The sequence below is a fragment of the Streptomyces sp. NPDC087420 genome (assembly GCF_044744165.1).
Classification (GTDB): domain Bacteria; phylum Actinomycetota; class Actinomycetes; order Streptomycetales; family Streptomycetaceae; genus Streptomyces.
This window is the reverse complement of the sequence record NZ_JBIUXU010000012.1, coordinates 309639-333432: the sequence shown is the minus strand read 5'-3', so window position 1 is coordinate 333432 and position 23794 is coordinate 309639. Positions and strand designations below refer to the sequence as shown.

General features: G+C 71.6%; 22 protein-coding genes and 1 pseudogene. 5 read left to right on the top strand and 18 right to left on the bottom strand.

The window, feature by feature from the left end:
- Positions 1-70 precede the first annotated feature (70 nt).
- From ACIO1C_RS26045 to ACIO1C_RS25975, 15 genes and pseudogenes are all read right to left on the bottom strand, one after another.
- A pseudogene (locus tag ACIO1C_RS26045) lies at positions 71-454 on the bottom strand (1-deoxy-D-xylulose-5-phosphate synthase N-terminal domain-containing protein); the annotation flags it as partial.
- 117 nt (positions 455-571) lie between these two features.
- Positions 572-1591, bottom strand: a complete 1020-nt coding sequence (gene hpnH / locus ACIO1C_RS26040; protein ID WP_401867389.1) for an adenosyl-hopene transferase HpnH — start codon at positions 1589-1591, stop codon at positions 572-574.
- A gap of 5 nt (positions 1592-1596) precedes the next feature.
- Entirely contained in the window at positions 1597-2229 is a 633-nt protein-coding gene (locus tag ACIO1C_RS26035) for a 1-hydroxy-2-methyl-2-butenyl 4-diphosphate reductase (protein WP_401867387.1), read from the bottom strand.
- The gene (gene shc, locus ACIO1C_RS26030; RefSeq protein ID WP_401867384.1) at positions 2229-4232 is read right to left on the bottom strand and encodes a squalene--hopene cyclase; all 2004 of its coding nucleotides are present in this window, start codon (positions 4230-4232) and stop codon (positions 2229-2231) included. The genes ACIO1C_RS26035 and shc overlap by 1 nt, the downstream gene beginning before the upstream one ends.
- Positions 4233-4360: 128 nt before the next feature.
- Positions 4361-5419 carry a polyprenyl synthetase family protein gene (locus tag ACIO1C_RS26025; RefSeq protein WP_401867468.1) on the bottom strand — a complete coding sequence of 353 codons (1059 nt, stop codon included), beginning with the start codon at positions 5417-5419 and terminating at the stop codon, positions 4361-4363.
- 53 nt (positions 5420-5472) lie between these two features.
- Positions 5473-6861: a hydroxysqualene dehydroxylase HpnE gene (hpnE, locus tag ACIO1C_RS26020; protein ID WP_401867381.1), complete on the bottom strand. Its 1389-nt coding sequence runs from the start codon at positions 6859-6861 to the stop codon at positions 5473-5475.
- A gap of 130 nt (positions 6862-6991) precedes the next feature.
- Positions 6992-7942, bottom strand: coding sequence for a presqualene diphosphate synthase HpnD (gene hpnD, locus ACIO1C_RS26015; RefSeq protein ID WP_401867379.1), 951 nt, complete (start codon positions 7940-7942; stop codon positions 6992-6994).
- The gene (gene hpnC, locus ACIO1C_RS26010; protein ID WP_401867377.1) at positions 7939-8859 is read right to left on the bottom strand and encodes a squalene synthase HpnC; all 921 of its coding nucleotides are present in this window, start codon (positions 8857-8859) and stop codon (positions 7939-7941) included. Before hpnC ends, hpnD begins: the two co-directional genes overlap by 4 nt.
- Before the next feature lie 529 nt (positions 8860-9388).
- A complete protein-coding gene (locus tag ACIO1C_RS26005) occupies positions 9389-10177 on the bottom strand; it encodes an ABC transporter ATP-binding protein (RefSeq protein ID WP_161307945.1) in 789 nt (262 codons plus the stop codon).
- Entirely contained in the window at positions 10170-11099 is a 930-nt protein-coding gene (locus tag ACIO1C_RS26000; protein ID WP_401867374.1) for an ABC transporter permease, read from the bottom strand. Before ACIO1C_RS26000 ends, ACIO1C_RS26005 begins: the two co-directional genes overlap by 8 nt.
- Positions 11100-11252: 153 nt before the next feature.
- On the bottom strand, positions 11253-12125 hold the full coding sequence (locus ACIO1C_RS25995) for a glycosyltransferase family 2 protein (protein WP_401867466.1): 873 nt from the start codon (positions 12123-12125) through the stop codon (positions 11253-11255).
- A gap of 5 nt (positions 12126-12130) precedes the next feature.
- Positions 12131-12916, bottom strand: a complete 786-nt coding sequence (locus ACIO1C_RS25990) for a CDP-alcohol phosphatidyltransferase family protein (protein WP_401867371.1) — start codon at positions 12914-12916, stop codon at positions 12131-12133.
- Positions 12894-13955 (bottom strand): iron-containing alcohol dehydrogenase family protein, encoded by a 1062-nt coding sequence (locus ACIO1C_RS25985; RefSeq protein ID WP_327233429.1) that lies wholly within the window; start codon positions 13953-13955, stop codon positions 12894-12896. The genes ACIO1C_RS25990 and ACIO1C_RS25985 overlap by 23 nt, the downstream gene beginning before the upstream one ends.
- Entirely contained in the window at positions 13943-14692 is a 750-nt protein-coding gene (locus tag ACIO1C_RS25980) for a sugar phosphate nucleotidyltransferase (protein ID WP_401867368.1), read from the bottom strand. The genes ACIO1C_RS25985 and ACIO1C_RS25980 overlap by 13 nt, the downstream gene beginning before the upstream one ends.
- Positions 14689-16536, bottom strand: a complete 1848-nt coding sequence (locus tag ACIO1C_RS25975; RefSeq protein ID WP_401867463.1) for a DUF5941 domain-containing protein — start codon at positions 16534-16536, stop codon at positions 14689-14691. The genes ACIO1C_RS25980 and ACIO1C_RS25975 overlap by 4 nt, the downstream gene beginning before the upstream one ends.
- Before the next feature lie 325 nt (positions 16537-16861).
- Between ACIO1C_RS25975 and galE the strand changes: the two genes are divergently transcribed.
- The 3 genes from galE to idi all read left to right on the top strand — a co-directional run bounded on the left by galE (position 16862) and on the right by idi (position 19699).
- Positions 16862-17845: a UDP-glucose 4-epimerase GalE gene (gene galE / locus ACIO1C_RS25970; protein WP_401867365.1), complete on the top strand. Its 984-nt coding sequence runs from the start codon at positions 16862-16864 to the stop codon at positions 17843-17845.
- A 187-nt stretch (positions 17846-18032) separates the two neighbouring features.
- Entirely contained in the window at positions 18033-18974 is a 942-nt protein-coding gene (locus ACIO1C_RS25965) for a cation diffusion facilitator family transporter (RefSeq protein ID WP_401867362.1), read from the top strand.
- A gap of 110 nt (positions 18975-19084) precedes the next feature.
- Positions 19085-19699, top strand: a complete 615-nt coding sequence (gene idi, locus ACIO1C_RS25960; protein WP_401867360.1) for an isopentenyl-diphosphate Delta-isomerase — start codon at positions 19085-19087, stop codon at positions 19697-19699.
- Here idi and ACIO1C_RS25955 read toward each other — a convergent pair.
- Entirely contained in the window at positions 19674-20177 is a 504-nt protein-coding gene (locus tag ACIO1C_RS25955; RefSeq protein WP_401867461.1) for an ATP-binding protein, read from the bottom strand. The genes idi and ACIO1C_RS25955 overlap by 26 nt on opposite strands.
- A gap of 251 nt (positions 20178-20428) precedes the next feature.
- Here ACIO1C_RS25955 and ACIO1C_RS25950 point away from each other — a divergent pair, with 251 nt between their 5' ends.
- Positions 20429-21175, top strand: coding sequence for an enoyl-CoA hydratase/isomerase family protein (locus tag ACIO1C_RS25950; RefSeq protein WP_401867357.1), 747 nt, complete (start codon positions 20429-20431; stop codon positions 21173-21175).
- Here ACIO1C_RS25950 and ACIO1C_RS25945 read toward each other — a convergent pair.
- Complete coding sequence (locus tag ACIO1C_RS25945; protein ID WP_401867354.1) at positions 21156-21803, bottom strand: DJ-1/PfpI family protein; 648 nt, start codon at positions 21801-21803, stop codon at positions 21156-21158. The two genes, ACIO1C_RS25950 and ACIO1C_RS25945, sit on opposite strands and share 20 nt — an antisense overlap.
- Before the next feature lie 26 nt (positions 21804-21829).
- A complete protein-coding gene (locus ACIO1C_RS25940; RefSeq protein WP_401867351.1) occupies positions 21830-22798 on the bottom strand; it encodes a GlxA family transcriptional regulator in 969 nt (322 codons plus the stop codon).
- Between the two features lie 111 nt (positions 22799-22909).
- On the opposite strand from ACIO1C_RS25940, the gene ACIO1C_RS25935 reads away from it, so the two are divergent.
- Positions 22910-23773, top strand: a complete 864-nt coding sequence (locus ACIO1C_RS25935; protein ID WP_401867348.1) for a hypothetical protein — start codon at positions 22910-22912, stop codon at positions 23771-23773.
- Positions 23774-23794 lie beyond the last annotated feature (21 nt).

The following is a 23794-nucleotide window of genomic DNA, read 5'->3' as shown; positions in this document are numbered from 1 at the left end:
GCGACGAGCCGGCGGGCGGCGGCCGGCGGTGCGAGCTGTACGGCGCCGCCTCGACGGTGGCAATGTCATGGCCGTCGACCACGGGGGTGCCCCGCAGGACGTCCCTGCCCCAGCTCAGGAACCTCTCGTAGCCGCCGCTGGTGCGCAGGGTCGCGCGGTGGCCGGAGAGCCCGCCCTTGCCGCGCAGTTTGGAGAAGTCCTGCCGGCCGGTCAGGAGTGTGTGGACGTAGCTCCGGTGGCCGGTGCCCCAGAGGACGCGGTCGGCCGGCGAGTCGAAGACCCGGTGCAGGGCGATGGTGCGTTCCACCACGCCGAGGGTGGGGCCGGGACGGCCACCGGTCCCGGCCACCGCCCGGACCAGGAACTCCCTGATGTCCCCGGCGAGTTCGCCGAGTTGTCCCGCTGTCCGCGCCTTGAGGTCGTGCGGCCCCCGGATCCCTTCCAAGATCGACACGATCGAGCCCCCTCTCCCCTGCTTCTCGGCTCACCACGACGCGGTGCCCCGGCCCACCGCCGCCGGACGGGCCGGCGGCGGTGGGCGGAGCGTTCCGTCAGTGCGCTCCCGCGACGGTCAGCGGGTGCCGCCGACCGTTTCGCGGACCGCCCGCAGGGACTCTTTGAGGGATCCCATGGTGGCGAGGACGGCCGTCGGCTCGTAGCCGCAGTGCGCCATGCAGTTGGCGCACCGGGGGTCCTTGCCGCGCCCGTACTTGTCCCAGTCGGTCTCCTCGATCAGCTCCCGGTACGTCGGCACGTACCCGTCGCTCATCAGGTAGCAGGGGCGCTGCCAGCCGAAGAGCGAGTAGTTCGGGATGGCCCAGGCCGTGCAGGGGAAGTCGGCCTTGCCTTCGAGGAAGTCCAGGAAGAGCGGTGAGTGGTTGAGACGCCAGCGCCTGCGGTTGCCGCCGGAGAACGCCTTCTTGAACAGCTCCCGTGTCTGTTCGACACCCAGGAAGTGCTCCTGGTCGGGGGCCTTCTCGTAGGCGTAGGCGGGCGAGATCATCATCTCGTCGACCTTCAGGTCGTCATTGAGGTAGTTGAGCACCTCGATGATGGTCTGCGGGGTGTCGGTGTTGAAGAAGGTCGAGTTGGTGGTCACCCGGAAACCGGCCGCCTTGGCCGCCTTGATGGCCGCCACCGCCTCGTCGAACACCCCCTCCTTCGCGACGGACTCGTCGTGCCGCTCCCGCAGCCCGTCGATGTGCACGGCGAACGCGAAGTACGGCGACGGGGTGAACTTGTCGAGCTTCTTGCGCATCAGCATCGCGTTGGTGCACAGGAAGACGTACTTCTTCTTGGCGACCAGCTGCCGGACGATCTCGTCGATCTGCGGGTGCATCAGCGGCTCACCGCCGGCGATGGAGACCATCGGCGCCCCTGACTCCAGCACCGCGCCGACCGCCTGGGCAACGGGCATCCGCTGCTTGAGCACGCCGGCCGGGTGCTGGATCTTGCCGCAGCCCTCACAGGCAAGATTGCAGGCGAACAGTGGTTCGAGCTCCACGATGAGCGGGAACTTCTCCCGCTTTCTGAGCTTCTGTTCGACCAGATAAGTCCCGACCCTGATGGTCTGGCGAAGCGGCATGGCCATCTAGCTCACCTCCTGGGGAGCAGCAAAGAACGGTGCCATTCATAAAAAGCTGGAAGGACGGCACGAAGAACACGGAAAGCTGATATTCCACCGCGCACCGTGCCGATCCGGACGAGCTCGTGCTCCGGAGCGTCCACGACCACCCGGACGGCCGCAACCGGACGGGGTCCGGCGCGCAGAGCGGTACGGAGTGTCGTGGCGGACTCCATGTCCACCGCGACCGCCCCGGTGGCGCGCAGCGCGACCAGCTCCTCGCCGCGCACCACATGATCGGAGCCGGTCAGCGGTCCGGTGTGGACCGCGTGTCCCGGTACTGCGCGTGTCAGCGCCTCGACGAGCAGCTCGGTGGCCGTACAGGGCGTGGAGCCGCCGGCTCCCCGGGTCTCGTCGGCGACGATCAGGTCCCCGGGGTTCATCCCCGGGGCGAGGCCGGCACAGAACCCGGACGCGATGACGGCCGCGTCCCTGTGCCTGGCCTCGCCGAGCGCGCGTGCCACCGCGTGCTCGGCGTTCTTGGGGCCCATGCCCGTCCGCAGGACGGTCACGGGACCGGCCGCGTCGGCGCGTCCACCGCTGCGCAGGGCGAACCGCTCGATGCCCAGGGCGCAGGCGATCAGCAGACCGGAGGACTGTTCCATCAGCTCCCCTTGCGGCTGATCGCGCCGCCGACCAGGGGCTCCCCGTTGACGTACCGGCCGAGAGCCGTGAGCGGGAAGACCTGCCGGTAGAGGTGGTAGTTGATGGAGAAGTCCCACGGGAAGCCGGTGCCGGTGAAGTACGGCTCGTCCCACGAACCGTCCTCGCGCTGGGTCTCGGCGAGCCAGGCGACGCCCCGCTCGACGGCCCCGCTCTCCCGCCCGCCGGCCGCGAGCAGCGCCAGCAGCGCCCACGCGGTCTGGGAGGCGGTGGAGACACCGTGCCCGATCCACTTCTCCTCGCGGTACGAGCGCAGGTCCTCGCCCCAGCCTCCGTCGTCGTTCTGCACGGATTCGAGCCAGCGGACGGCCCGGCGGATCGCGGGGTGGGTGACCGGCAGCCCGGCGGCGGTCAGGGCGGGCACCACCGAGCCCGTGCCGTAGACGTAGTTGACGCCCCAGCGGCCGAACCAGGCGCCGGAGGCTTCCTGTTCGGCGAGGAGCCACTCGATGCCCCGGCGGGTGTCGGGGTGTTGGGCCATGCCCTCGTACGCCAGCATCTCCACGACGTGCGCGGTGACGTCGGCGGACGGCGGGTCGATGACCTCACCGAAGTCGCAGAACGGCATCCGGTTGGGGAACGGGCTGGTGTTGTCGGCGTCGAACGCCGCCCACGCGCCGTTCCTGGACTGCATGCCCAGCGTCCACCGGGCACCGCGCTCGACGGCCGCGTCGAGCCGCGCGGGCGCCGGGTGCCTGACCCGGCGCAGCGCGAGGATCACCTCGGCGGTGTCGTCGATGTCCGGGTAGTTGTCGTTGTGGAATTCGAAGGCCCAGCCGCCGGGGGCGAGTTCGGGTCTGCGCACGGCCCAGTCCCCCGGCCGGGAGATCTCCTCGGCGATCATCCAGTCGGCGGCCTTGACCAGTGCCGGGTGGTCGGGGCTCAAGCCCGCGTCGGCGAGGGCGATGGTGGCCAGGCAGGTGTCCCAGACCGGGGACTGACAGGCCTCGATCATCCGCGCGCCGTCCTCGCGCCACACGGCGAACCGGTCGAGCGATTCGAGGCCCGCGCGCATGATCGGGTGGTCCAGGTCGTAGCCGAGGAGGTGCAGGGCGATCACGGAGTAGACGGCGGGCGGCTGGATCCCGCCCCAGGCGCCGTCGTTCTCCTGCCGCTCGATGATCCAGCGGGCGGCCGCGTTCATCGCGGTCCTGCGCAGGCGGCGCGGCGCCACCTTGTGGTAGGCGTGCAGGACCTTGTCGAGCCGCTGGAACATGCCGTCCCAACTGGCCACCGGCGCGAGCGGCTTGCCGGGGTTGGGGGTGCCGGGGTCGGCGTGCAGCTCGTCGAGCGCGAAGGGGGCGGGCCGCACGGGCCGCTTCGCCGAGACGATGGTGAGCGGCACGATGGTCTGCCGGGCCCAGCAGCCGAAGTCGTAGATGTTGAGCGGGAACCACTTGGGGAAAAAGATCAGTTCGGGGGGCAGTTGGGGGAGGTCGTCCCACTTCCACCAGCCGAAGAGGGCCAGCCAGATCCGGGTGAAGACGCGGGCGGCGGCGATGCCGCCCTGCTCCCGTACCCAGGTGGCGGCGCGTTTCATGTGCGGGTCGTCCGGGCTGTCCCCGGCGAGCCGCAGGGCCACGTACGCCTCGATGGTGGCGGAGAGTTCGCCGGGGCCGCCGTAGAAGGTGGCCCACGTGCCGTCGGCGCGTTGCTGGCCTCGGATGAACAGGCCCGCGGCCTCGGTGGTACGCGGGTCCTGCACCCCGAGGAACTGACGGAGCAACAAGTCCTCGGCGTCCATGGTGACGTTCGTCTCCAGGTCGCCCTTCCACCACCCCTGGGCGTCCTGTTGGCCGAGCAGGTGCTCGACGGATCGTGCGGTGGCCCGCCGGGCGGCCACCAGGAGGTCGCCCGCCGCGGCGGTAGTCGTGTCGGTCGGTTCACTGGCCGCGGCTGCGCGGGGTCCCACGGCCCCGGTGCTTCCGTCGGTCGTCGCTGTCATGGCTTCCCCTTCGTGCAGTGGTGCTTCTGCTGTGCTGGGGTCTCCGTCGTCCATGCCCGGTCGGGCTGCCCCTGGGGCTGCGCCCTAGGGGCCGTGGACGGCGACTGCGAGGCATATGGGAATAATGATCATCTCTTTCGTACGACGACGAAGTCGGCGAGCGCGGTGAGCTGCGCCCTGACCTGTTCCGGCATGTCCACGCCGTCCAGGGCCTCGATGGCGACGGTGTGCTGCCTGCGGGCCTCCTGCGAGGTCCACTCCCGGCCGCCCGCCTCCTCGATCAGTGCCGCCCTGGTGGCGAACTCCTCCTCCGAGAAACGCTCGAAGTCGTTGCTCTTGGCATCGGCGGCGAGCAGTTCGCCGAGCCGTTCCGACGCCGGACCGCCCGCCGCGAGCGCGGCGACGACCGGCAGGGACTTCTTCCGCTGGCGCAGGTCGCTCCAGGTCTGCTTGCCGGTGGCCCCCGGGTCGCCCCAGATGCCCAGCAGGTCGTCCACGGCCTGGAAGGCGAGCCCGAGGTGGTGGCCGTACGCCTCCAGCGTGTCGGCCGTCCGGTCGTCGGCGCCGCCGAGGACCGCGCCGATGGAGGCGGCGCAGGCGAGCAGGGCGCCGGTCTTGTTGCCCTCCATCTCCAGACACTCCTCGACGGTGACCCGTTCGCGGTGCTCGAAGGAGATGTCCTGGGCCTGGCCGTCGATCAGTTTGCGGCTGGCGGTGGTCAGCCGGCGGGTCGCCCGGCCCGCCTCGGCCGTGCCGAGCTCCAGCAGCACCTCGTTGGCGAGCGCGAAGAGCGCGTCGCCGACGAGGATCGCCTGGGCGGGGCCGTGCATCTTCCAGACGGTGTCGCGGTGGCGGCGCTGCTCGTCGCCGTCCATCAGGTCGTCGTGCAGCAGCGAGAAGTTGTGGACCAGTTCCACGGCGACCGCGCCGGGGACGCCCGTGCGGGGGTCGGCGCCGGCCGCCTCGGCGGAGAGCAGCGCGAGCGCCGGGCGCACGGCCTTGCCGCCGTCGCCGTCGGCGGGCCTGCCCTCGGCGTCGATCCAGCCGAAGTGGTAGGCGGCGACGGTGTCCATGGGCGGGGCCAGCCGGTCGACCGCGGCGCGCAGCACGGGGGTCGACATGCTCCGTCCGCGCTCCAGCAGTGCGTAGACGTCGGCGGTGTCGACAGCCGGGTTCGCCGGGGGCACGGTCGGCACGGTCTCTCCTCTTGTTCCAGTACTCGTGGGGGCGGTGCTCGGGCTCATGCCGCCTCCTCCAGCGGGTGTGCGTGGCGGGCGCCCAGCCCGGCCAGGGCCGCGCCGGCGGCGCTGAACCCGCTCCTGACCGCGCTTTCCATGGTCGCGGGCCAGCCGGTGGCGGTCCACGCGCCGGCCAGGTAGAGGCCGGGGGCGTGCGTACGGGCCCCTGGACGCAGCCGGCCCACGCCCGGGGTGGGGGCGAAGGTGGCGGTCCGCTCGCGGGTGACGAAGAAGTCCCGTACCTCCGCGCCCCTGGTCGCCGGAAGCAGTCGTTCCAGCTCGGGCAGGTAGCGCGTGCGCAGGGCGGAGACGGGCGTGTCGATCTCGTCCTCGGCCGCGGACTGGGAGAGGGCCAGGTACTGGCCCTCCTGGAGTCCTGAGGCGGCCGTACGGTCGAAGACCCACTGGACCGGGCTGCCGAGCGCGGCGAAGAACGGCCGGCGCAGGACCGTCCGGTCGTAGACGACGTGGATGTTCAGGATCGGCGCGGTGCCGATGTCGAGCAGCCGGTCCGGGTCGTCGAGGGCGCCCTCGGGCAGCAGCGCGTGTGCCTCGCGCTGGGGTACGGCGAGGACGACGGCGTCCGCGTCGAGGCGCTCGCCGTCCACCTCGACGTGCCAGCCGCCGTTCTCCGCCCGGGTGACGGAGTGGACACGGGTGCGCAGCTGCGTCCGTACGCCCGCGGAGTCCAGGGCCTTGCGCGCGAGGGTGTCGTGCAGCTCGCCGAGCGGGACGTGCGCCCAGCCGATGTCGGCGGCGCCGGGCTCGGAGAGGAGTCCGGTCTTGAAGACCATCGCGGCGAGTCCGAGGGAGGCGTTCGGCGCGGTGGCGTTGAGGGTGGCGACGCCCACCAGGTCCCAGAGCGCCTCGATCGTCCGGGCCGACTGGCCGTGTCGGCCGAGCCAGGTGCCGAAGTCGATCCCGTCCAGCGCCGGGTCGGCGAGGTCGAGCCGCTTGAGGGCGAGCGCGGCGCGTCCTACGGAGGCGCGCTCGGCGAGGGAGAGGTGCGGGTAGGCCGCGAGTCCCGCGGCGAGGTGCAGCGGCACGGGCAGGCCGTTGCGGCGGATCCGGCCGAGGCGCGGCCTCCCCGGCGTGCCGACGTCCAGCACGGGCACGTCGAGGCGGTCCTGGAGGGGGGCGAGCGCGGCGCCGTCGACCCGGTCGAGGAACCAGCGGTAGGCGGTGCAGCAGCGCAGGTACACGTGCTGTCCGTTGTCGATGTCGAGGTCGCCGCGGCGGAAGGAGAAGGCGAGGCCGCCGAGGCGAGGCCGCCCCTCGACCAGGGTCACGGCCAGTCCGGCGTCGGCGAGCTGGAGCGCGGCGGTGGTCCCGGCGAGTCCCGCGCCGACCACGACCGCGTGCCGGGACCGCGTGCCGTCGGCTGTGGTCATGCCTGCTCCCCTCGGTGTGTCGCAGTCAGGGACGCGTCAGGCCGGCGGATGGTTGACAGGTCCGGCCCGGCCGGCGGCGCCGGTGTGCCGCTCGTACCGGCCCGGGGTCCTGCCGGGGTGTTGTGGCACGTCATGCGCGCCTCCTGACCGTCTGCCGGGTGACGTTCCTGGCGTCGAGACCCGAGAGGCCGCGGACCGCCACGTACGCCTTCTCGTGTCCCGGCAGGGAGACACGCCCGCGCAGCACGGCCCCGGGGTCGCGCTCGATGCGGTCGAGGAGCCTGCGGTAGATGCCTGCCATGGCGGCGACGCAGGCGCCGCTGCGCCGGTCGAGCAGCGGCAGCAGCCGGTAGCCCTCGGCGAACAGGGCCCGTGCGCGGCGGACCTCGAAGTGCACCAGGCCGGCGAAGTCGGCCCCGGGGGCGGGGGTGTTGCCGTGGAAGCCGGCGGAGCAGCCGAACTTGGCGAGGTCGTCGGACGGCAGGTACGTACGCCCGTTGCCCGCGTCCTCGCGTACGTCCCTGAGGATGTTCGTCAGCTGGAGGGCGAGGCCCAGCGTGTCGGCGTACTCGGACGCGCGCTCGGCGCCCGGGGCGCCCGGGGACGTGCCGAACACGCCGAGCGAGAGGCGGCCGATGGCGCCCGCGACACACCGGCAGTAGACCTTGAGCTCGTCCCAGGTCTCGTACGTCTCGCCGCGGACGTCCATCAGGACGCCGTCGATCAGCTCGTCGAGCCCTTCGACGGGGATGGGGAAGCGGCGGGCCGCGTCGGCGAGCGCCACGGCGACGGGGTCGGTGTCGTCCTCGTCGACGGCGCCTTCCCTGATCCGGTCCAGGAGCACACGGGTGTCCTCCAGCCTGGCCTGCTTGGCCGCCGGCTCCAGTGTGCCGTCGCCGATGTCGTCCACCCGCCGGGAGAGGGCGTACAGCGCGGACATGGCCTGCCGCTTGTCGGTCGGCAGCAGCCTGATGCCGTAGGCGAAATTGCGGGCCTGCTGGCCCGTGACGGCCTCGCAGTAGCTGTAGGCCGCCAATACCGGCGCGGACATCGGCGTCTGTCCCTCCACGTTCCGGCTCACCCCTCTCTGTGCGCTCGTCGCAAGACGGCTCCCACTTCGCGCAGCAGACGCGGCTTGGTGGGTTTGGGCGGTCCGGGGAGCACATCGTGCCCGGCGGCCGCGATCGAAGCGAGGGCGGCGCGCCCTCCGGCCACAAATCCCGCGAGCAGCAGACGGAGCCTGCCGTGGACGCTACCCACCAACAGGGTGCCTTCATTCAACAGCTGCCCCGCCCGTTCGGCCTCGTAGGCCACCAGCTGGCGCACGGCGGCGCCCGCGCTGGGGACGGCGAGGTCCGCCTCGGTGACGCGGAACCGTTTCATGTCCTCGGCGGGCAGGTAGATCCGGTCGCGCCCGAGGTCCTCGGTCACGTCCTGGAGATGTTCGATGATCTGGAGCGCGGTGCAGACGGCGTCGGAGAGGCGGACGCGCTCCGGGGTCGCGGTGCCGCTGATGCCCAGGACGAGCCGGCCGACCGGGTTCGCGGACAGTTCGCAGTACGCGAGGAGGTCGTCGTACGTCTCGTAGCGCCGTACCAGCTGGTCCTGGCGGTTGGCGCCGATCAGGCCGAGGAACGGCTCGGGCGTGAGCGAGCTGTTCCGTACGGTCGGGACGAGCGCTCTCAGCAGCGGATGGCCGGGGGCGGGGCCGGCCGGGTCGAAGACGCGCCGCAGGTCGGCCTCGAACGCGTCGAGCATCGCGAGCCGGTCACCGGCCTGCCCGGGATCGACACCGAGGTGGCGCGCGTCGCCGCCGCCGGGGGCGAGGTCACCGTCGCCGATGTCGTCGACGAGCCGGGCGAATCCGTAGACCGCCATCAGGTCGTCGCGCCAGGCGCGGGGCAGGAAGAACGGCGCCACGGGGAAGTTCTCGTCCGCGGCCTTGTCCAGCGTCGTCCGCGAGGTGGCGTCGGGGCGCACCTGTGAGGTGCCCGTCACCGCGAGCTTCCCGGTGCAAGGACGGCGAAACCCTCGCGAATCTGGAGATTTTCCGTCATTGCCGTCACATCTCCCGTTCTACACTGCCGACCCAATACATCCCATTTCGGACACGCCGCCCGCTCGGCCCAGTCCCTCCGCACTCCCGCGCACCTGGGCGCTCCCCTGCCCGGAGGTCACCGGCAGACAGGACGCCCCGGGGGAATCGCCCCACATGCCACGAATCAGCACCCGCACAGCTTACGTTGCACAACGCAGAGGAACACGCGGGGGTGTTGAGCGCATAACAAGAACATCGCAATGCCGGTCAACCTTCCCCCGACCCGGCCGACTTGACCGACGTTTGACGAAAATGGCCGGTGGCCGCACCCGGCCTGCCCGGTCCCGCCCCGGTGAAACCCCGTACGCCATGATGCTCCCGGCCGGCCGGGGATCGCCGGGGGCGCGCCGGGCCGCCGTCATGGCGCGGCCCCCGCCGCGGTGTTCCGGCGGGGGCCGTGTCGGGCTGACGGGGCACGGGGAGGACGGACTACTTGCCCGTCTCCTTCTCGTACGCCTTGATGACCTCGTCGGTCGGGCCGTCCATGAGCAGCTCGCCCTTCTCCAGCCACAGCACCCGGTCACAGGTGTCCCTGATCGACTTGTTGCTGTGGCTCACCAGGAAGACCGTGCCCGCCTCCTTGCGCAGCTCGCGGATCCGCTGCTCGGAGCGGATCTGGAACTTGCGGTCGCCGGTGGCCAGCGCCTCGTCGATCATCAGGACGTCGTGGTTCTTGGCGGCGGCGATGGAGAACCGCAGCCGGGCCGCCATGCCGGAGGAGTACGTCCGCATGGGAAGGGTGATGAAGTCGCCCTTCTCGTTGATGCCGGAGAAGTCGACGATCTGCTGGTAGCGCTCGCGGACCTCCTCGCGCGACATGCCCATGGCCAGACCGCCGAGAATCACGTTGCGTTCGCCGGTCAGGTCGTTCATCAGCGCCGCGTTGACCCCGAGCAGCGAGGGCTGGCCGTCGGTGTAGACCTTCCCCCGCTCGGTCGGCAGCAGCCCGGCGATGGCCCGCAGCAGGGTCGACTTGCCGGAGCCGTTGGTGCCGATCAGGCCGATCGCCTCGCCGCGGTAGGCGGTGAAGGTGACGCCCCGGACGGCGTGGACCTTGCGGACGCCGCGGGACTCCCCCTTCTCCTTCTCCCGGCGGACGATCCGGCTCAGCGCGGCGGTGGCACTGCCGCGGCCGCCGCCACCGGCGTTGACCCGGTAGACGATGTGCACGTCGTCGGCGATGACGGTGGGGGTGCGCCCCTTTTCGATGTCAGCCACGGCCGTACTGCTCCTCAGCTTTCCAGAAGTACACGAAGCCCCCGGCGCCCAGGACCACGGCCCAGAGCAGACCGACCATCCAGACGTGCGCGGGCAGATTCTCCGAGCCGTAGCCGTCGATCAGCGCGAACCTGACCAGATCCATGTAGATCGCGGCCGGGTTGTACTGGAGGACGTCCCCGATCCAGGCGGGCTTGTCCCTGAGCATCACGGGGATGGAGAACATCACACCCGACGCGTACATCCACGTACGCATCACGAACGGCATCAGCTGGGCGAGGTCCGGGGTCTTGCTGCCCAGCCTCGCCATGATCAGCGCCAGGCCGGTGTTGAACACGAACTGGAGGACCAGCGCGGGCAGGATCAGCAGCCAGCTCAGTGACGGATAGCTGCCGAAGGCCACCGCCACGACCAGCAGCACGATCATGGAGTACATCAGCTGCTGGAGCTGCTGGAGCGCGAAGGAGACCGGCAGGGCGGCCCGGGGGAAGTGCAGGGCCCTGACCAGCCCCAGATTGCCCGAGATGGCACGGACCCCGGCCATCACCGAACTCTGCGTGAAGGTGAAGACGAACACCCCCGTCACCAGGAACGGGATGAAGACCTCCGACGGGATGCCCCGGCTGCTCTGGAGGATCAGGCCGAAGATCAGGTAGTAGACGGCCGCGTTGAGCAGCGGGGTCGCCACCTGCCAGAGCTGGCCGAGCTTGGCCTGGCTGTACTGGGCCGTGAGCTTCGCGCTGGAGAAGGCCAGGACGAAGTGCCTGCGACCCCACAACTGCCTCACGTACTCGGCCAGTCCGGGGCGCGCCCCGCTCACCGCCAGGCCGTACTTGGCGGCGACCTCCGCCGGGGAGAGACGGTCGTCGGGAGACGGCGGGGCGCTCATCGCGATCGCACCGTCATGGGTTGTCTCACTCACAAGTTGAAACTTTCGTGTTCAAGATGCGCAGACGATCGGGCACCGGCACGGACGGCCAGGCCTCAGGGACAGGAGATGAGATGTTCTCAGACCCCAGATGTTCGCAGACCCCGGACGCCCCCGGACCCCGGACGCTCTCAGAGTCCGGGCATCTCAGACGACCGGTGGACGGCCCAGCCGGGTCAGTCGCCAGACCGTACGCCATTTCATCGGCCTCCGTGGTCCGCAGGGGGTGGACCAGCCTTCCCTGAAGCCGCCCCACCAGGCCTTGAGGGCCGGTCCCGACGGCCGCCTGACCAGGGTCAGCAGCAGCCAGACCCCGAGATAGACCGGTACGACCGGGGCCGGGAGGTTGCGGCGGGCCAGCCAGACCCGATTGCGGGCCACCATGCGGTGGTAGACCGCGTGCCGGGACGGCGGCATCGTCGGGTGGTGGAGCACCAGGTCCGCGCGGTAGTCGATCATCCAGCCGGCGTCCAGCGCCCGCCAGGCGAGATCGGTCTCCTCGTGCGCGTAGAAGAAGTCGTCCGGCAGCGGGCCGACCTCCGCGAGGACCTTCGTGCGTACGGCGTTGGCGCCCCCGAGGAAGGTCGTGACCCGGGAGGACCGCAGCGGGTCGGACGCGCGCAGGCGCGGGACGTGCCGGCGCTGCGTCAGACCCGTCTCCGGGTCGGCGATCCGGAAGCTCACGATGCCGAGGACGGGATCGGCCGCGAAGGCCTCCCGTACCAACTGGGCCGTGTCCGTGAGGGGCAGCGAGCCGTCGTCGTCCAGGAAGAGCAGCGCGTCGACCTCCGAGCCGGCCGCGCCGAAGGCCTCGATGCCGACGTTGCGGCCGCCCGGGATGCCCAGGTTCTCGGGCAGCTCGACCGTCCGTACCCCATCGGGAACGGGCCCCACCGGGGCGCCGTTCCCGACCACGACGACGTCGACCGGGTCGCCCTCCTGGCGGGCGACCGAGTCGAGGAGCGCACGCAGTTCGCCGGGGCGCTCACCCATCGTGATGATCACCGCGCCGAGCCGCATGTCGCTCACTTCAGCCTGCTGGACGCCAGGATGGAGACCAGGTGGAGCAGCGTCTGGACGAGGGCGATGCCTGCGAGGACCGCGATGCCGAGGCGGGTGAAGAAGAGATCGCCCCGCACCTGGTCGATGATGGCGACGACCAGGATGAAGAGGCTGGCCTCGATCCCGCCGACGAGCCGGTGGAACTTGAGCATGGCCGCCGCGCGGCGGGCCACCGCCAGACCGGACGAACGGGGCACGGACGCCTCGTCCTTGACGGCCGGGAGGCCGCTGCGCTGGCGGGCCACGTCGACCAGGTCCGTCTCGGCCTTGATCAGGATCGCGCCGAGCGCGGCGAGTGTGCCGAGGAAGGCCCACAGCCAATTGGTGGACGCGCCGTTGTCGTGGAAGACGTCCGCGCCGCGCACCCCGAAGCCGACCAGCAGGGCCGCCTCGCACAGGTAGTGGCCCACGCGGTCGAGGTAGACGCCGGTGATCGAGGTCTGCTTGCGCCAGCGGGCCACCTCGCCGTCGACGCAGTCGAGGAGCAGGTAGACCTGGAAGAGGACCACCGCGAGGATCGCGCCGGTGAGCCCGGGCACGAGCAGTGTCGCGCCGCCTATGACACCCACGACCACCATGAGGTACGTGAGCTGGTTGGGCGAGACACGGGTGTTCACCAGGTACGGGTCGATGTGCAGCGAGATCTCCCGCATGTACATGCGCCCCGCCCAATGCTCCCCGCTGCGCCGGTCCTTCACTCCGTCGGGGTGGACGACCGGACGGAGTTCAGCTACTGATGGTCTTGGCATAGTCGGCGTACGCGTCCCTGATCTGATCGGTGGACAGGTCGAGGTGTTCGAGGATCGTGAAGCGGCCGGGGCGGGTCTGCGGCGCGTAGGCCACGGCCCGTACGAACTCGTCGACGGTGAAGCCGATCTGCTCGGGCAGGACGGGCAGTCCGTGCCGGTGCAGAACCTCGACGAGCAGCCGCGACTCCTCGTGGGCACCGCGCAGGTGCATGGCGAAGGCGGCGCCGAGGCCGACCTGTTCGCCGTGGAGCGCGGAGCGCTTGGGGTGGAGCAGGTCGAAGGCGTGGCTGATCTCGTGGCAGGCGCCGGACGAGGGGCGGGTGTCCCCGCTGATCGACATGGCGATGCCGGTGAGGACCAGCGCCTCGGCGAGGACCGTCAGGAACTCGTCGTCACCGACGCCGCCGGGGTGGCGCAGGACCGCCTCGCCGGCCGTGCGGGCCATGGCGGCGGCCAGGCCGTCGACGGGTTCGCCGTTGGTCCGGTGCGACAACTCCCAGTCGGCGATGGCCGAGATGTTGGAGACGGCGTCGCCGATGCCGGAGCGGACGAAGCGGACGGGCGCGTCCCGGATGACGTCGAGGTCGATGACCACGGCGATGGGGGTCGGCACGCCGTAGGAGCCGCGGCCGTTGTCGTTGTCGAGGGTGGCGACGGGTGAACAGATGCCGTCGTGCGCCAGGTTGGTGGCGACCGCCACCATCGGCAGGCCGAGGCGGGCCGCCGCGTACTTCGTCACGTCGATGATCTTGCCGCCGCCGAGGCCGACGACGGCGTCGTACCGCTTGCCCTTGATGCCGTCGGCGAGCCGGACGGCGGAGTCGATGGTGCCGTCGGCGACGGCGAACCAGTCGGCGTCGGGCAGGACCGGCGCCAGCTTGTCGCGCAGCGCCGCCCCCGATCCGCCGCTGATGGCGAACGCGAGCCGTCCCGAGCTGGAGATGCGCTGATCGGCGAGGAGTCCGGCGAGGTCGTCCATCGCGCCGCGGCGGATGTCGACGGAGACCGGGGAGGGGATCAGCCGGGTCAGTACTGGCACGCGATCTCACGGCCCTTCGCGAGGTCGGCGTGGTTGTCGATCTCGACCCAGGGGACGTCACCGATGGGGGCCACGTCGAGCGTGAAGCCGCGGTCGACCAGTTCCTGGTAGCCGTCCTCGTAGTAGAGGTCGGGGTCGCGCTCGAAGGTGGTCCGCAGGGCGTCGGCGAGGTCCGCGGCGGCCTCGGCCTCGATCAGCGTGACGCCGATGTACTCACCGGTGGCGGTGGCCGGGTCCATCAGCTTGGTGATGCGGCGCACCCCCTTGGTGCCCTCCGTGATGACCTTCATCTCCTCGTCGGCGAGGTGCTTGACCGTGTCGAGGGCGAGGATGATCCGCCGGCCCTCGCCCCGCGCGGCGAGCAGGGTCTTCTCGACGGAGACGGGGTGGACGGTGTCGCCGTTGGCGAGAATCACGCCCTTGGCCAGGACGTCACGGGCGCACCAGAGGGAGTAGGCGTTGTTCCACTCCTCGGCCTTGTCGTTGTCGATGAGGGTGAGCCGGATGCCGTACGTCTCCTCCAGGGCGGCCTTGCGGGCGTACACGGCCTCCTTGCGGTAGCCGACGACGACGGCCGCCTCGGTCAGGCCGACCTCGGCGAAGTTGGCGAGGGTGAGGTCGAGGACCGTGAGGGTCCCCTCCCCGGCCGGGTCCACGGGCACGAGGGCCTTCGGGAGCGTGTCGGTGTAGGGGCGCAGACGCCGTCCGGCACCGGCGGCCAGTACGAGGCCGATCATGCGGGTTCTCCTTCGTCATGTACGGCGGGGGCTCCGGAGGACACCCAGAAGCGGATGGACTCGAAGAGCACGACCAGCGCCACGACGGTCGCGAGCACCGTCAGGGCCACGGGGAAGTCCGTGCCGCGCGTCGCGAGGACGGCGGCGAGGGCGGTGACCACCAGCGTGCGGCCCTCGTGTCCGCCTATGGTCCTGACCAGCCAGCGGGGCGGGGCGCCGGTGCCTCCGCGGATGCGGTACACCGTGTCGTAGTGATGGTAGGCGACGGCCGCCACCAGCCCGAAGGCCGCGGGCAACGCTCCGTTCACCTCGGAGCGCGCGGCGAGGACGAGGATCGTGGAGTACTCGGCGGCGCGGAGCACCGGCGGGACGAGCCAGTCGAGCGCGCCGGTGAGGGGCTGGGTGACGGCGGCGCCGGCGAGCACGGCGTACAGCGCGGCGGCCAGGACCACCCAGGAGCTGCCGAACGGTTCGAACCAGGCGGCGGCCACCAGCAGGGCGCCGCCGACGAAGGCGACGACCGGGCGCAGGCCGAAGGGCGGGTGGGCCTTGAGGCGGGCCAGCAGCCGGGAGACGGTCTCGGCCACCGGGCCGGAGTCGGCGAGGTCGGCGAGGGCCCGCGCGGCGCGTTCGGTGCGGACGGCCTTGCGGGTCACCGAGCGCAGTACGCGGCCGGCGCTGGTGTAGCAGGCGGCGAATCCGCAGCCGATGAGCAGCGCGTAGAAGACGACACGCGGGGTGGTCAGGGCGGTCAGGACGGCGATCATCGCCCAGCGCTCGCCGATCGGGAGCACGATCATCCGGCGTACCCAGACGGTCCAGCCGACGCTGTCGAGCTTGCTGGAGAGCGCGGCGGTGGGGGTCCCGACGACGGCCTTGCCGGTGGAAGTGGCGGCCGTGGCGTCGACATTCGCCTCGTTGAAGGAGAAGTCGACCACGTGGCGGCAGGTCTGGAGGATCATCGCGCCGAGCGCGAGCGCCCATACATCGTCACCTCCGCCGTTCCTGGCGGCGCCGAGGGCGAGGCCCGCGTAGTAGGCGTACTCCTTGGCCCGGTCGAAGGTGGCGTCCAGCCAGGCGCCCATCGTGGAGTACTGGAGCGAGTAGCGGGCGAGCTGTCCGTCGGTGCAGTCGAGCACGAAGGAGAAGAGCAGCAGGACTCCGGCGGCGACGTAGCCGCCCCGGGTGCCGGTGGCCGCGCAGGCCGCCGCGATGAGCGCGGTGACCAGGGAGGCGGTGGTGACCTGGTTGGGCGTCAGGCCGCGGCGGGCGCACCAGCGGGCGAGGTAGCGGGAGTAGGGGCTGATGCAGTAGGTCGTGAAGAAGCCGTCGCGGGCCTTCACGGCGGAGCGCAGCCGTACGGCTTCGTCGTCGACGGCCGCGACGGCGGCGGCGGCCTCCTGGTGGGAGGCGGTGTCGAGGGGGACGGCGGCGACGAGCGAACCGAGTTCGGGGCGCTGGACGGGGGTGCCCCCGGCGTCGAGCGCGGCGGCGACCCGGTCGGCGAGGGAGCCGCCATCGGCCAGGACCGCGGAGGAGAGCTGGGTGGTCCCGGCGGTCCCCGTCGGGTGGTCCGCGGCGGCCGGGGACAGCGTGGCGCTCCGCTCGACGGCGCCCGCGGCGCGTACCAGCGCGGTACGGGCCTCGGGCTGGGCGGTGAGCGCGCCGGTCACGGCGGCGAGCGGGAAGCGGGGGTCGGTCAGCGCGAGGCGCAGGGCGTGGAGATGGCCGACGAAGCGGGGGTCGACGAGGGCGACACGCTCGGCCGGCGGGACCTCGGCGATCAGGCTGACCGTCTCGGCCGTGCTGGTGGCGGTGCGTACGTCGAATCCCAGCGACCGCAGATCGTGCGCGAGCGACGATCCGGGTACCGGGAGACCGGTGAGGATGGCGGTCGACAGACGAACTCACTCCTTGGCACTGATCAGGGTTGGGTGCGCGGCAACCAGGGCCTGTCCGGGATTCCGGGCGGCGGCACGTCGGCAGAGGCTATCGGATGAACGGAAGCCTGAGTTCACCGGGCGTTTACGCCAAGGACGCCATGGTCTGAACAGGGTCCCGGGCGGAGATCATCATTGTCGATCACCGCGCGGCCCACAAACCGCCGCCGGGCCGGGACCGCCGCCGTACCGCCCTCGGCGGCCGGGTGGCAGCCCTTAGGGTGGCGGCATGACGTGGCTGATCACAGGTGGGGCGGGGTACATCGGGGCGCACGTGGCGCGGGCCATGAGCGGGGCGGGCGAGCGGGTGGTGGTGTTCGACGATCTGTCGACGGGCGTCGCCGAGCGGCTGCCCGCGGAGATTCCGCTGGTACGGGGCTCGCTGCTGGACCGGGACGCGGTGGACGAGGCCCTGGCCGGGCACGAGGTCACCGGTGTGGTGCACCTGGCGGCGAAGAAGCAGGTCGGCGAGTCCGTCGAGCAGCCGCTGCGGTACTACCGGGAGAACCTGCACGGGCTGACGGTGCTGCTCGACGCGGTGGTCGCGGCCGGGGTCGGGCGCTTCCTCTTCTCCTCGTCCGCCGCCGTGTACGGCGTACCGGATGTGGAGTTGATCACGGAGGAGACGCCGGCCGTTCCGATCAACCCGTACGGCGAGACGAAGCTCGCGGGCGAGTGGCTGGTGCGGGCGACCGGGAAGGCGCACGCGATCGCCACCGGCTGTCTGCGCTACTTCAACGTGGCGGGCGCCGCGCGGCCCGAGCTGGCGGACACCGGGGTGTTCAACATCATCCCGATGTTCTTCGACCGGGTCAGCCGGGGCGAGGCTCCCCGTATCTTCGGCGACGACTACCCGACGCCGGACGGCACGGGGGTCCGGGACTACATCCATGTGGCGGATCTCGCCGACGCGCATCTGGCGGCGGCCCGGCGGCTGGCCGAGCGGCCGGGACCGGGTGATCTGACCCTGAACATCGGACGCGGGGTCGGCGTCTCCGTCCGGGAACTCGCCGACCTGGTCGCGGAGGTCACCGGTCACCGGACGCCTCCGGTGATCGAGGCCCGGCGCCCCGGGGACGCGGCGAAGGCCGTGGCGTCGGTGGAGCTGATCGCGCGCGAGCTGGGCTGGACGGCCACCCGTGACGTACGGGAGATGGTCGCGTCGGCGTGGGAGGGCTGGCAGGCGCACCACCGCCCCGCGCCGGTCGGATGATCTTGTCAGGGCTCTGACCTGCGGGCTTTCCCGTCCTTCCGGCGGATCACCCCAACGAACCACTCCGTGGCCGTTTCCGCAGGTCAGAGCATATGACAACGGTGTTCAGTCCCGTGTTGTCGGATACCCCCCGTCCGTAGTTCACTGACGTGGTCGGCACTTCACAAGACGACCGGGAGGCGTCCCCATGGGGGCAGGGCACGACCACGGCCACACACACGGAGGGCCACCGCCGACCGGGACGGCCGCCGCCGCGTACCGGGGAAGGCTGCGGATCGCCCTCGGCATCACGCTGTCCGTGATGGTCGTGGAGATCATCGGTGGCATCGCGGCCGACTCGCTCGCCCTGGTCGCCGACGCCGCGCACATGGCGACCGACGCGGTCGGCCTCGGCCTGGCGCTGCTGGCGATCCACTTCGCGGGCCGGCCCGCCGACACCAGCCGCACCTTCGGCTACGCGCGGGCCGAGATCCTCGCCGCGCTGGCCAACTGCCTCCTGCTGCTGGGGGTCGGCGGCTATCTGCTGTACGAGGCGATCGAGCGGTTCATCGTGCCGCCGGACACGCGGGGCGGACTGGCGATCGTCTTCGCGCTGATCGGCATGGCCGCCAACATGGTCTCCCTCTTCCTGCTGATGCGCGGGCAGAAGGAGAGCCTCAACGTGCGCGGGGCCTATCTGGAGGTCCTCGCCGACACGCTCGGCTCATTCACCGTGCTCGTGTCGTCCGTGATCATCCTGACCACGGGGTGGCAGACGGCCGACCCGATCGCGGGCCTGCTGATCGGTGTGATGATCGTCCCGCGTACGGTGAAGCTCCTCAGAGAGACGCTCAACGTGCTGCTGGAGGCGGCGCCCAAGGATGTCGACATGGCGGAGGTACGGGCCCACATGCTCGCGCTGCCCGGGGTGGCCGACGTCCACGACCTGCACGCCTGGACGATCACCTCGGGCATGCCGGTGCTCTCCGCGCACGTGGTGGTGAACCAGGACGCGCTGGACGCGGTGGGGCACGAGAAGATGCTGCACGACCTCCAGGGATGCCTCGGGACCCACTTCGACGTGGAGCACTGCACGTTCCAGCTGGAACCCCGGGGACACGCCGAGCACGAGGCGAAACTCTGCCACTGAGGCGCTCGGCCGACCGGCCGGGCGAACAGACATGCCCACACGTTCGAAGTGCGGACACGGGGCTTTTGTACGGCAGACTTGGGGCTCGAGGCCCGAAGCGAAGGATGGTTATGCCGACCACACCAGTCACTGAGGCGAGCAGCTCGCCGAACGGGGTACCGGACTCGTCGAACGGGGTGCCAGAGCCAATCCTGCTGGAGCTGGTCGACGAGCTCGGCAACACCGTCGGCACCGCCGAGAAGCTCTCCGCCCACCAGCCGCCCGGGAAGCTGCACCGGGCGTTCTCCGTCTTCCTCTTCGACGAGCAGGGCCGGCTGCTCATCCAGCGCCGCGCGCTCGGCAAGTACCACTCCCCCGGCGTCTGGTCGAACACCTGCTGCGGGCACCCGTACCCGGGCGAGGCGCCGTTCGCCGCCGCCGCCCGGCGGACCTACGAGGAGCTGGGCATCTCGCCGTCGCTGCTCGCCGAGGCCGGCACGGTGCGCTACAACCACCCGGACCCGGACTCCGGACTGGTGGAGCAGGAGTACAACCACCTCTTCGTCGGCATGGCGCAGGCGCCGCCGCTGCCCGACCCGGAAGAGGTCGGCGAGACGGTGTTCGTCACCCCCGCGGAGCTGACGAAACGTCACGACGAAGCGCGCTTCTCCGCGTGGTTCATGAGCGTGCTGGACGCGGCGCGCCCGGCGATCAGAGAGCTCACAGGGCCGGCCGGGGGCTGGTGACCCCTTCCCGGAGCGGGGGATCGTCGAGCGGTGACCTGAGGGGAAGCGCCGCCCAGATGATCTTCCCGCCACCGGCGGTCTGTTCCACGTCGAAGCCGCCGCCCGCCTCGCGGACGATCTCCCGTACGAGAAGCAGCCCGCGCCCGCCGGTCTGCGCGTAGTCGGTCTCCAGCGCCTTGGGGCGGTACGGGTGGTTGTCCTCCACCGCCACCCGGATCCACTCCGCCTCGATGGCCACCTCGACGGCGACCTCGGGCGAGAGCAGGGCCGCGTGCCGCACGGCGTTGGTGACCAGCTCGGAGACGATCAGCAGCACCCCTTGGACGACGTCGTCCCTGACCGGCACCCCCTGGCGTTTCAGCAGATCCCGCACGGCATGCCTGGCCTGCGGTACGGAGACGTCGACGGTGGGAGCGGTGAATCGCCACACCCCTTCGTACGACAGCGGCCGGGCCGGAACACTTCCGCGGCTCTCCACCATCCTGCGGCACCCACCCTCGGCTTGACCGGCTGTTTCCGCCGGCGACGTCCATCGGACACCGAGTCTTGGGAACGGGCGGGTCCCGCCCGGGCCACTGAACAGAAGTCAGCCGTTATTGATGGTGTCCGACCACCTCGTTACGGACACCTCGGACACCTGACCGCCTCTGATCGTCCGGTGTCGTCCTTCGTCCGTTCGGTGAGGCCTGTCCGTGGGGCCGGTCCGGCGCCCCGGATACCATCCGGCGCATGGAGCCCCAGTTGCTGCACAGCGTCGCGGACGGCATCGCGACCGTCGTCATCCACCATCCGGCGAAGCGCAACGCGATGACGGCCCGGATGTGGCGGGACCTGCCGCCGCTGCTCGGGCGGCTCGCCCCGGACCCCGCCGTACGGGCGCTGGTGCTGACCGGCGAGGGCGCGCACTTCTGCGCGGGCGCGGACATCTCCACGCTGGGGGAGCCCGGTGAGGACACGCGGTCGCTCGCGGTGGCGGCGGAGGACGCGCTGGCGGCCTTCCCCAAGCCGACGCTGGCCGCCGTACGCGGGTCGTGCGTGGGCGGGGGCTGCCAGTTGGCCGCCGCGTGCGATCTGCGGTTCGCGGAGGAGGGGGCGCGGTTCGGGGTGACGCCGGCGCGGCTCGGGATCGTGTACGCGGCCTCCTCCACACGGCGGTTGGCGTCGCTGGTGGGTCCCGCGACCGCCAAGTACCTGCTGTTCTCCGCCGAGTTGATCGATACGGAACGGGCGCTGCGCACCGGTCTGGTGGACGAGGTGCTGCCGGCGGGCGAACTGGAGGCGCGCGTGGCGCGGTTCGCGCGGGTGCTGGTCTCGCGCTCGCAGCTGACCCAGGCGGCGGCGAAGGAGTTCGCCGCCGGCCTGGACGAGCGTGACGCGTACTGGACGGAGCAGGCACGCGGCAGCGGCGACACCGCGGAGGGGGTCGCCGCCTTCCTGGAACGGCGTGAGCCGCGGTTCAGCTGGACGGCGTCGTGACGGGGGGCCGCCACTCCGCCCGGAACTCCGCGACGAGGTCGGCGGGCGCCTTCTCTGGCGACCCCGCGGCGTAGGGCGGCTGGGGGTCGTACTCGGTCATCAGCTGTACGGACTGGGCGACCCGGTCGCCCGCGATCCGCCCGAGCAGGCCGAGGCCCATGTCGATGCCGGACGAGACGCCGGCGGCGGTGACGTACTTGCCGTCGAAGACGACCCGCTCGCCGGTCGGTTCGGCCCCGAGGCCCGCGAGCCGGTCGAGCGAGAGCCAGTGCGTGGTGGCGCGCCGCCCCGTGAGCAGCCCGGCGGCGGCGAGCAGGAGGGAGCCGGTGCAGACGGAGGTGGTCCAGGTGGTGGTGGCGTCGACGGCCCGCAGCCAGCCGAGGACGGCCTCGTTCTCCATCTGCGCGCCCTGGCCGGGCCCGCCGGGCACCACGACGACGTCGGGGCGGGTCACCTCGGCGAGTGTCCGCTCCGCGACGAGCGAAAGGCTGCCCTGGTCGTTGGCCACCGGTCCGGCGTGCTCGGCGACGAACACGGTGCGGGCGCCGGGGGTCCGGCCGAGGATCTCGTAGGGCCCGACGGCGTCGAGGGCGGTGAACCGGTCGAAGAGCAGGATCGCGATCTGCATGGGGGCCTTTCGGTGGTGGGTCGGGGTTAGGGCGAGGCCGGATGGGGTTGGAAGCGGCGGCGGTACTCCGCCGGGGAGGTGCCCAGGGACTTCACGAAGGCCCGGCGCATCGCTTCCGGGGTGCCGTAGCCGCTCGCCCGGGAGATCTCCTCGACCCCGTCGGCGCTGTCCTCCAGCAGCATCCGCGCGTGTTCGAGCCGGACACGGTCCACGTACCGGCCCGGGGTGGTGCCCGTCTCCGCGCGGAAGGCGCGGGCGAAGTGGCGGGGTGAGAGCCGCGCGCGCTCGGCCAGCGACTCGACGGACAGATCGCCGCCCGGGTGTTCCCCGATCCACGCCTGCACGTCACGCAGCGGGCCGCGCTGGGCTGTCTGGGCCGCGAGCCGGGCACTGAACTGCGCCTGGTTGCCCGGCCGTCGCAGGAACACCACCAGATGACGGGCGACCGTCAGCGCCGCGTCGCGGCCGAGGTCCTCCTCGACCAGGGCCAGCGCCAGATCGATGCCCGACGTCACCCCGGCGGAGGTGGAGACCCGTCCGTCCCGTACGAAGATCGGGTCCGGGTCCACGTCCACGGCCGGATACTTCCGGGACAGCAGGTCGGTCGCCACCCAGTGGGTGGTCGCCCGGCGCCCGTCGAGCAGCCCCGCCTCCGCGAGGAGCAGCGCGCCGGTACAGACCGACACCAGCCGCCGGGCGCGCGGCGCGTTCTCCCGTAACCACGCGATGAGCCGTGGATCGGGCGTGCGGGTGCCGGAGCCGCCCGGCACCAGCAGGGTGTACGGCATGGCGGCCGCGTCGAGCGTGGCGTCGGGGACGATCGTCAGCCCGCTGGACGTACGGACGGGAGCGCCGTCGAGCGAGGCCGTACGGATGCGGTACGCGCCGGGGTCACCGGTGAAGCGCGCGGCGCCGGCGAACACCTCCACCGGGCCCGTCACATCGAGGCTCTGCACGTCGTCGAAGAGGACGACCAGCACGGATCGCTCTGTCATGCCTGGCATCCTTTCGCCCCGCGGAGATGGCCGCAATGACGAGTACCCCTCCTTTCCTGCCATCCTCGCCGCCCGCCCCACTCCGTACCGACCGGTCAGTAATATATGGGCATGACCACTCTGCCCGAGCGGGCCGCCCGACGCTGTTACGCCGCCATGAACCCGATCCACTCGACCCTGTACTTCTCCCCCGACCTCGGGCGCGAGTTCACCGAGGAAGGTGTCCGGGACTCCGACGCCGTCTACTTCGCCGCCCGGGCGGCACCCCTCGGCCGGGTCGGCGCGGGTGTGGTCGCCGCTACCTTCTACAACTTCAACCACGAGCTGATCGCCCGGCACGTGCCCGCCGTCTGGGACACCCTCTCCCCGCAGGCCGCCCTCGACGCCCGGCTGCGGGCCGTCGACTCGCTGCTGCGCCGGCTCCTCGGCGAGGAGACCGTCGCGTCCAAGGAGATGGCCGAGGCGGCGGAACTGGCGCTGCGGGCCGCCGAGGGGTGCACCCGCCACGCCCGCCCGCTGTACGCGGCCAACGCCGACCTGCCCGTACCGGACGCGCCGCACCTGGCGTACTGGCACGCCGCCACCCTGCTGCGGGAACACCGCGGCGACGGCCACCTGGCGGCTCTGCTGGCCTCGGGGCTGGACCCCGTGGAGGCACTCGTCAGTCACACCGCGAGCGGCCGGGGCATGTCGCCGAAGTGGGCCATCTCCAGCCGTGGCTGGACCGCCGGGGATTGGGAGGCGGCCCGGGAGCGGCTGCGCGAGCGCGGTCTGCTGGCGGCCGACGGGGAGTTGACCGAGGCCGGTGCGGAGCTGCGCAAGGCCCTGGAGGAGGAGACGAACCGGCTGGACGTGGCGCCCTACGAACGGCTGGGCGCGGCGGGGGTGGCCCGCCTCACCGAGCTGGCCGGCGGCTTCACGGGCACCGCGCTGACGGCCGGGGCGTTCCCGGCGGACCTCATCGGCAAGCACTGACCGGCCGAGCGGCCGTTTACG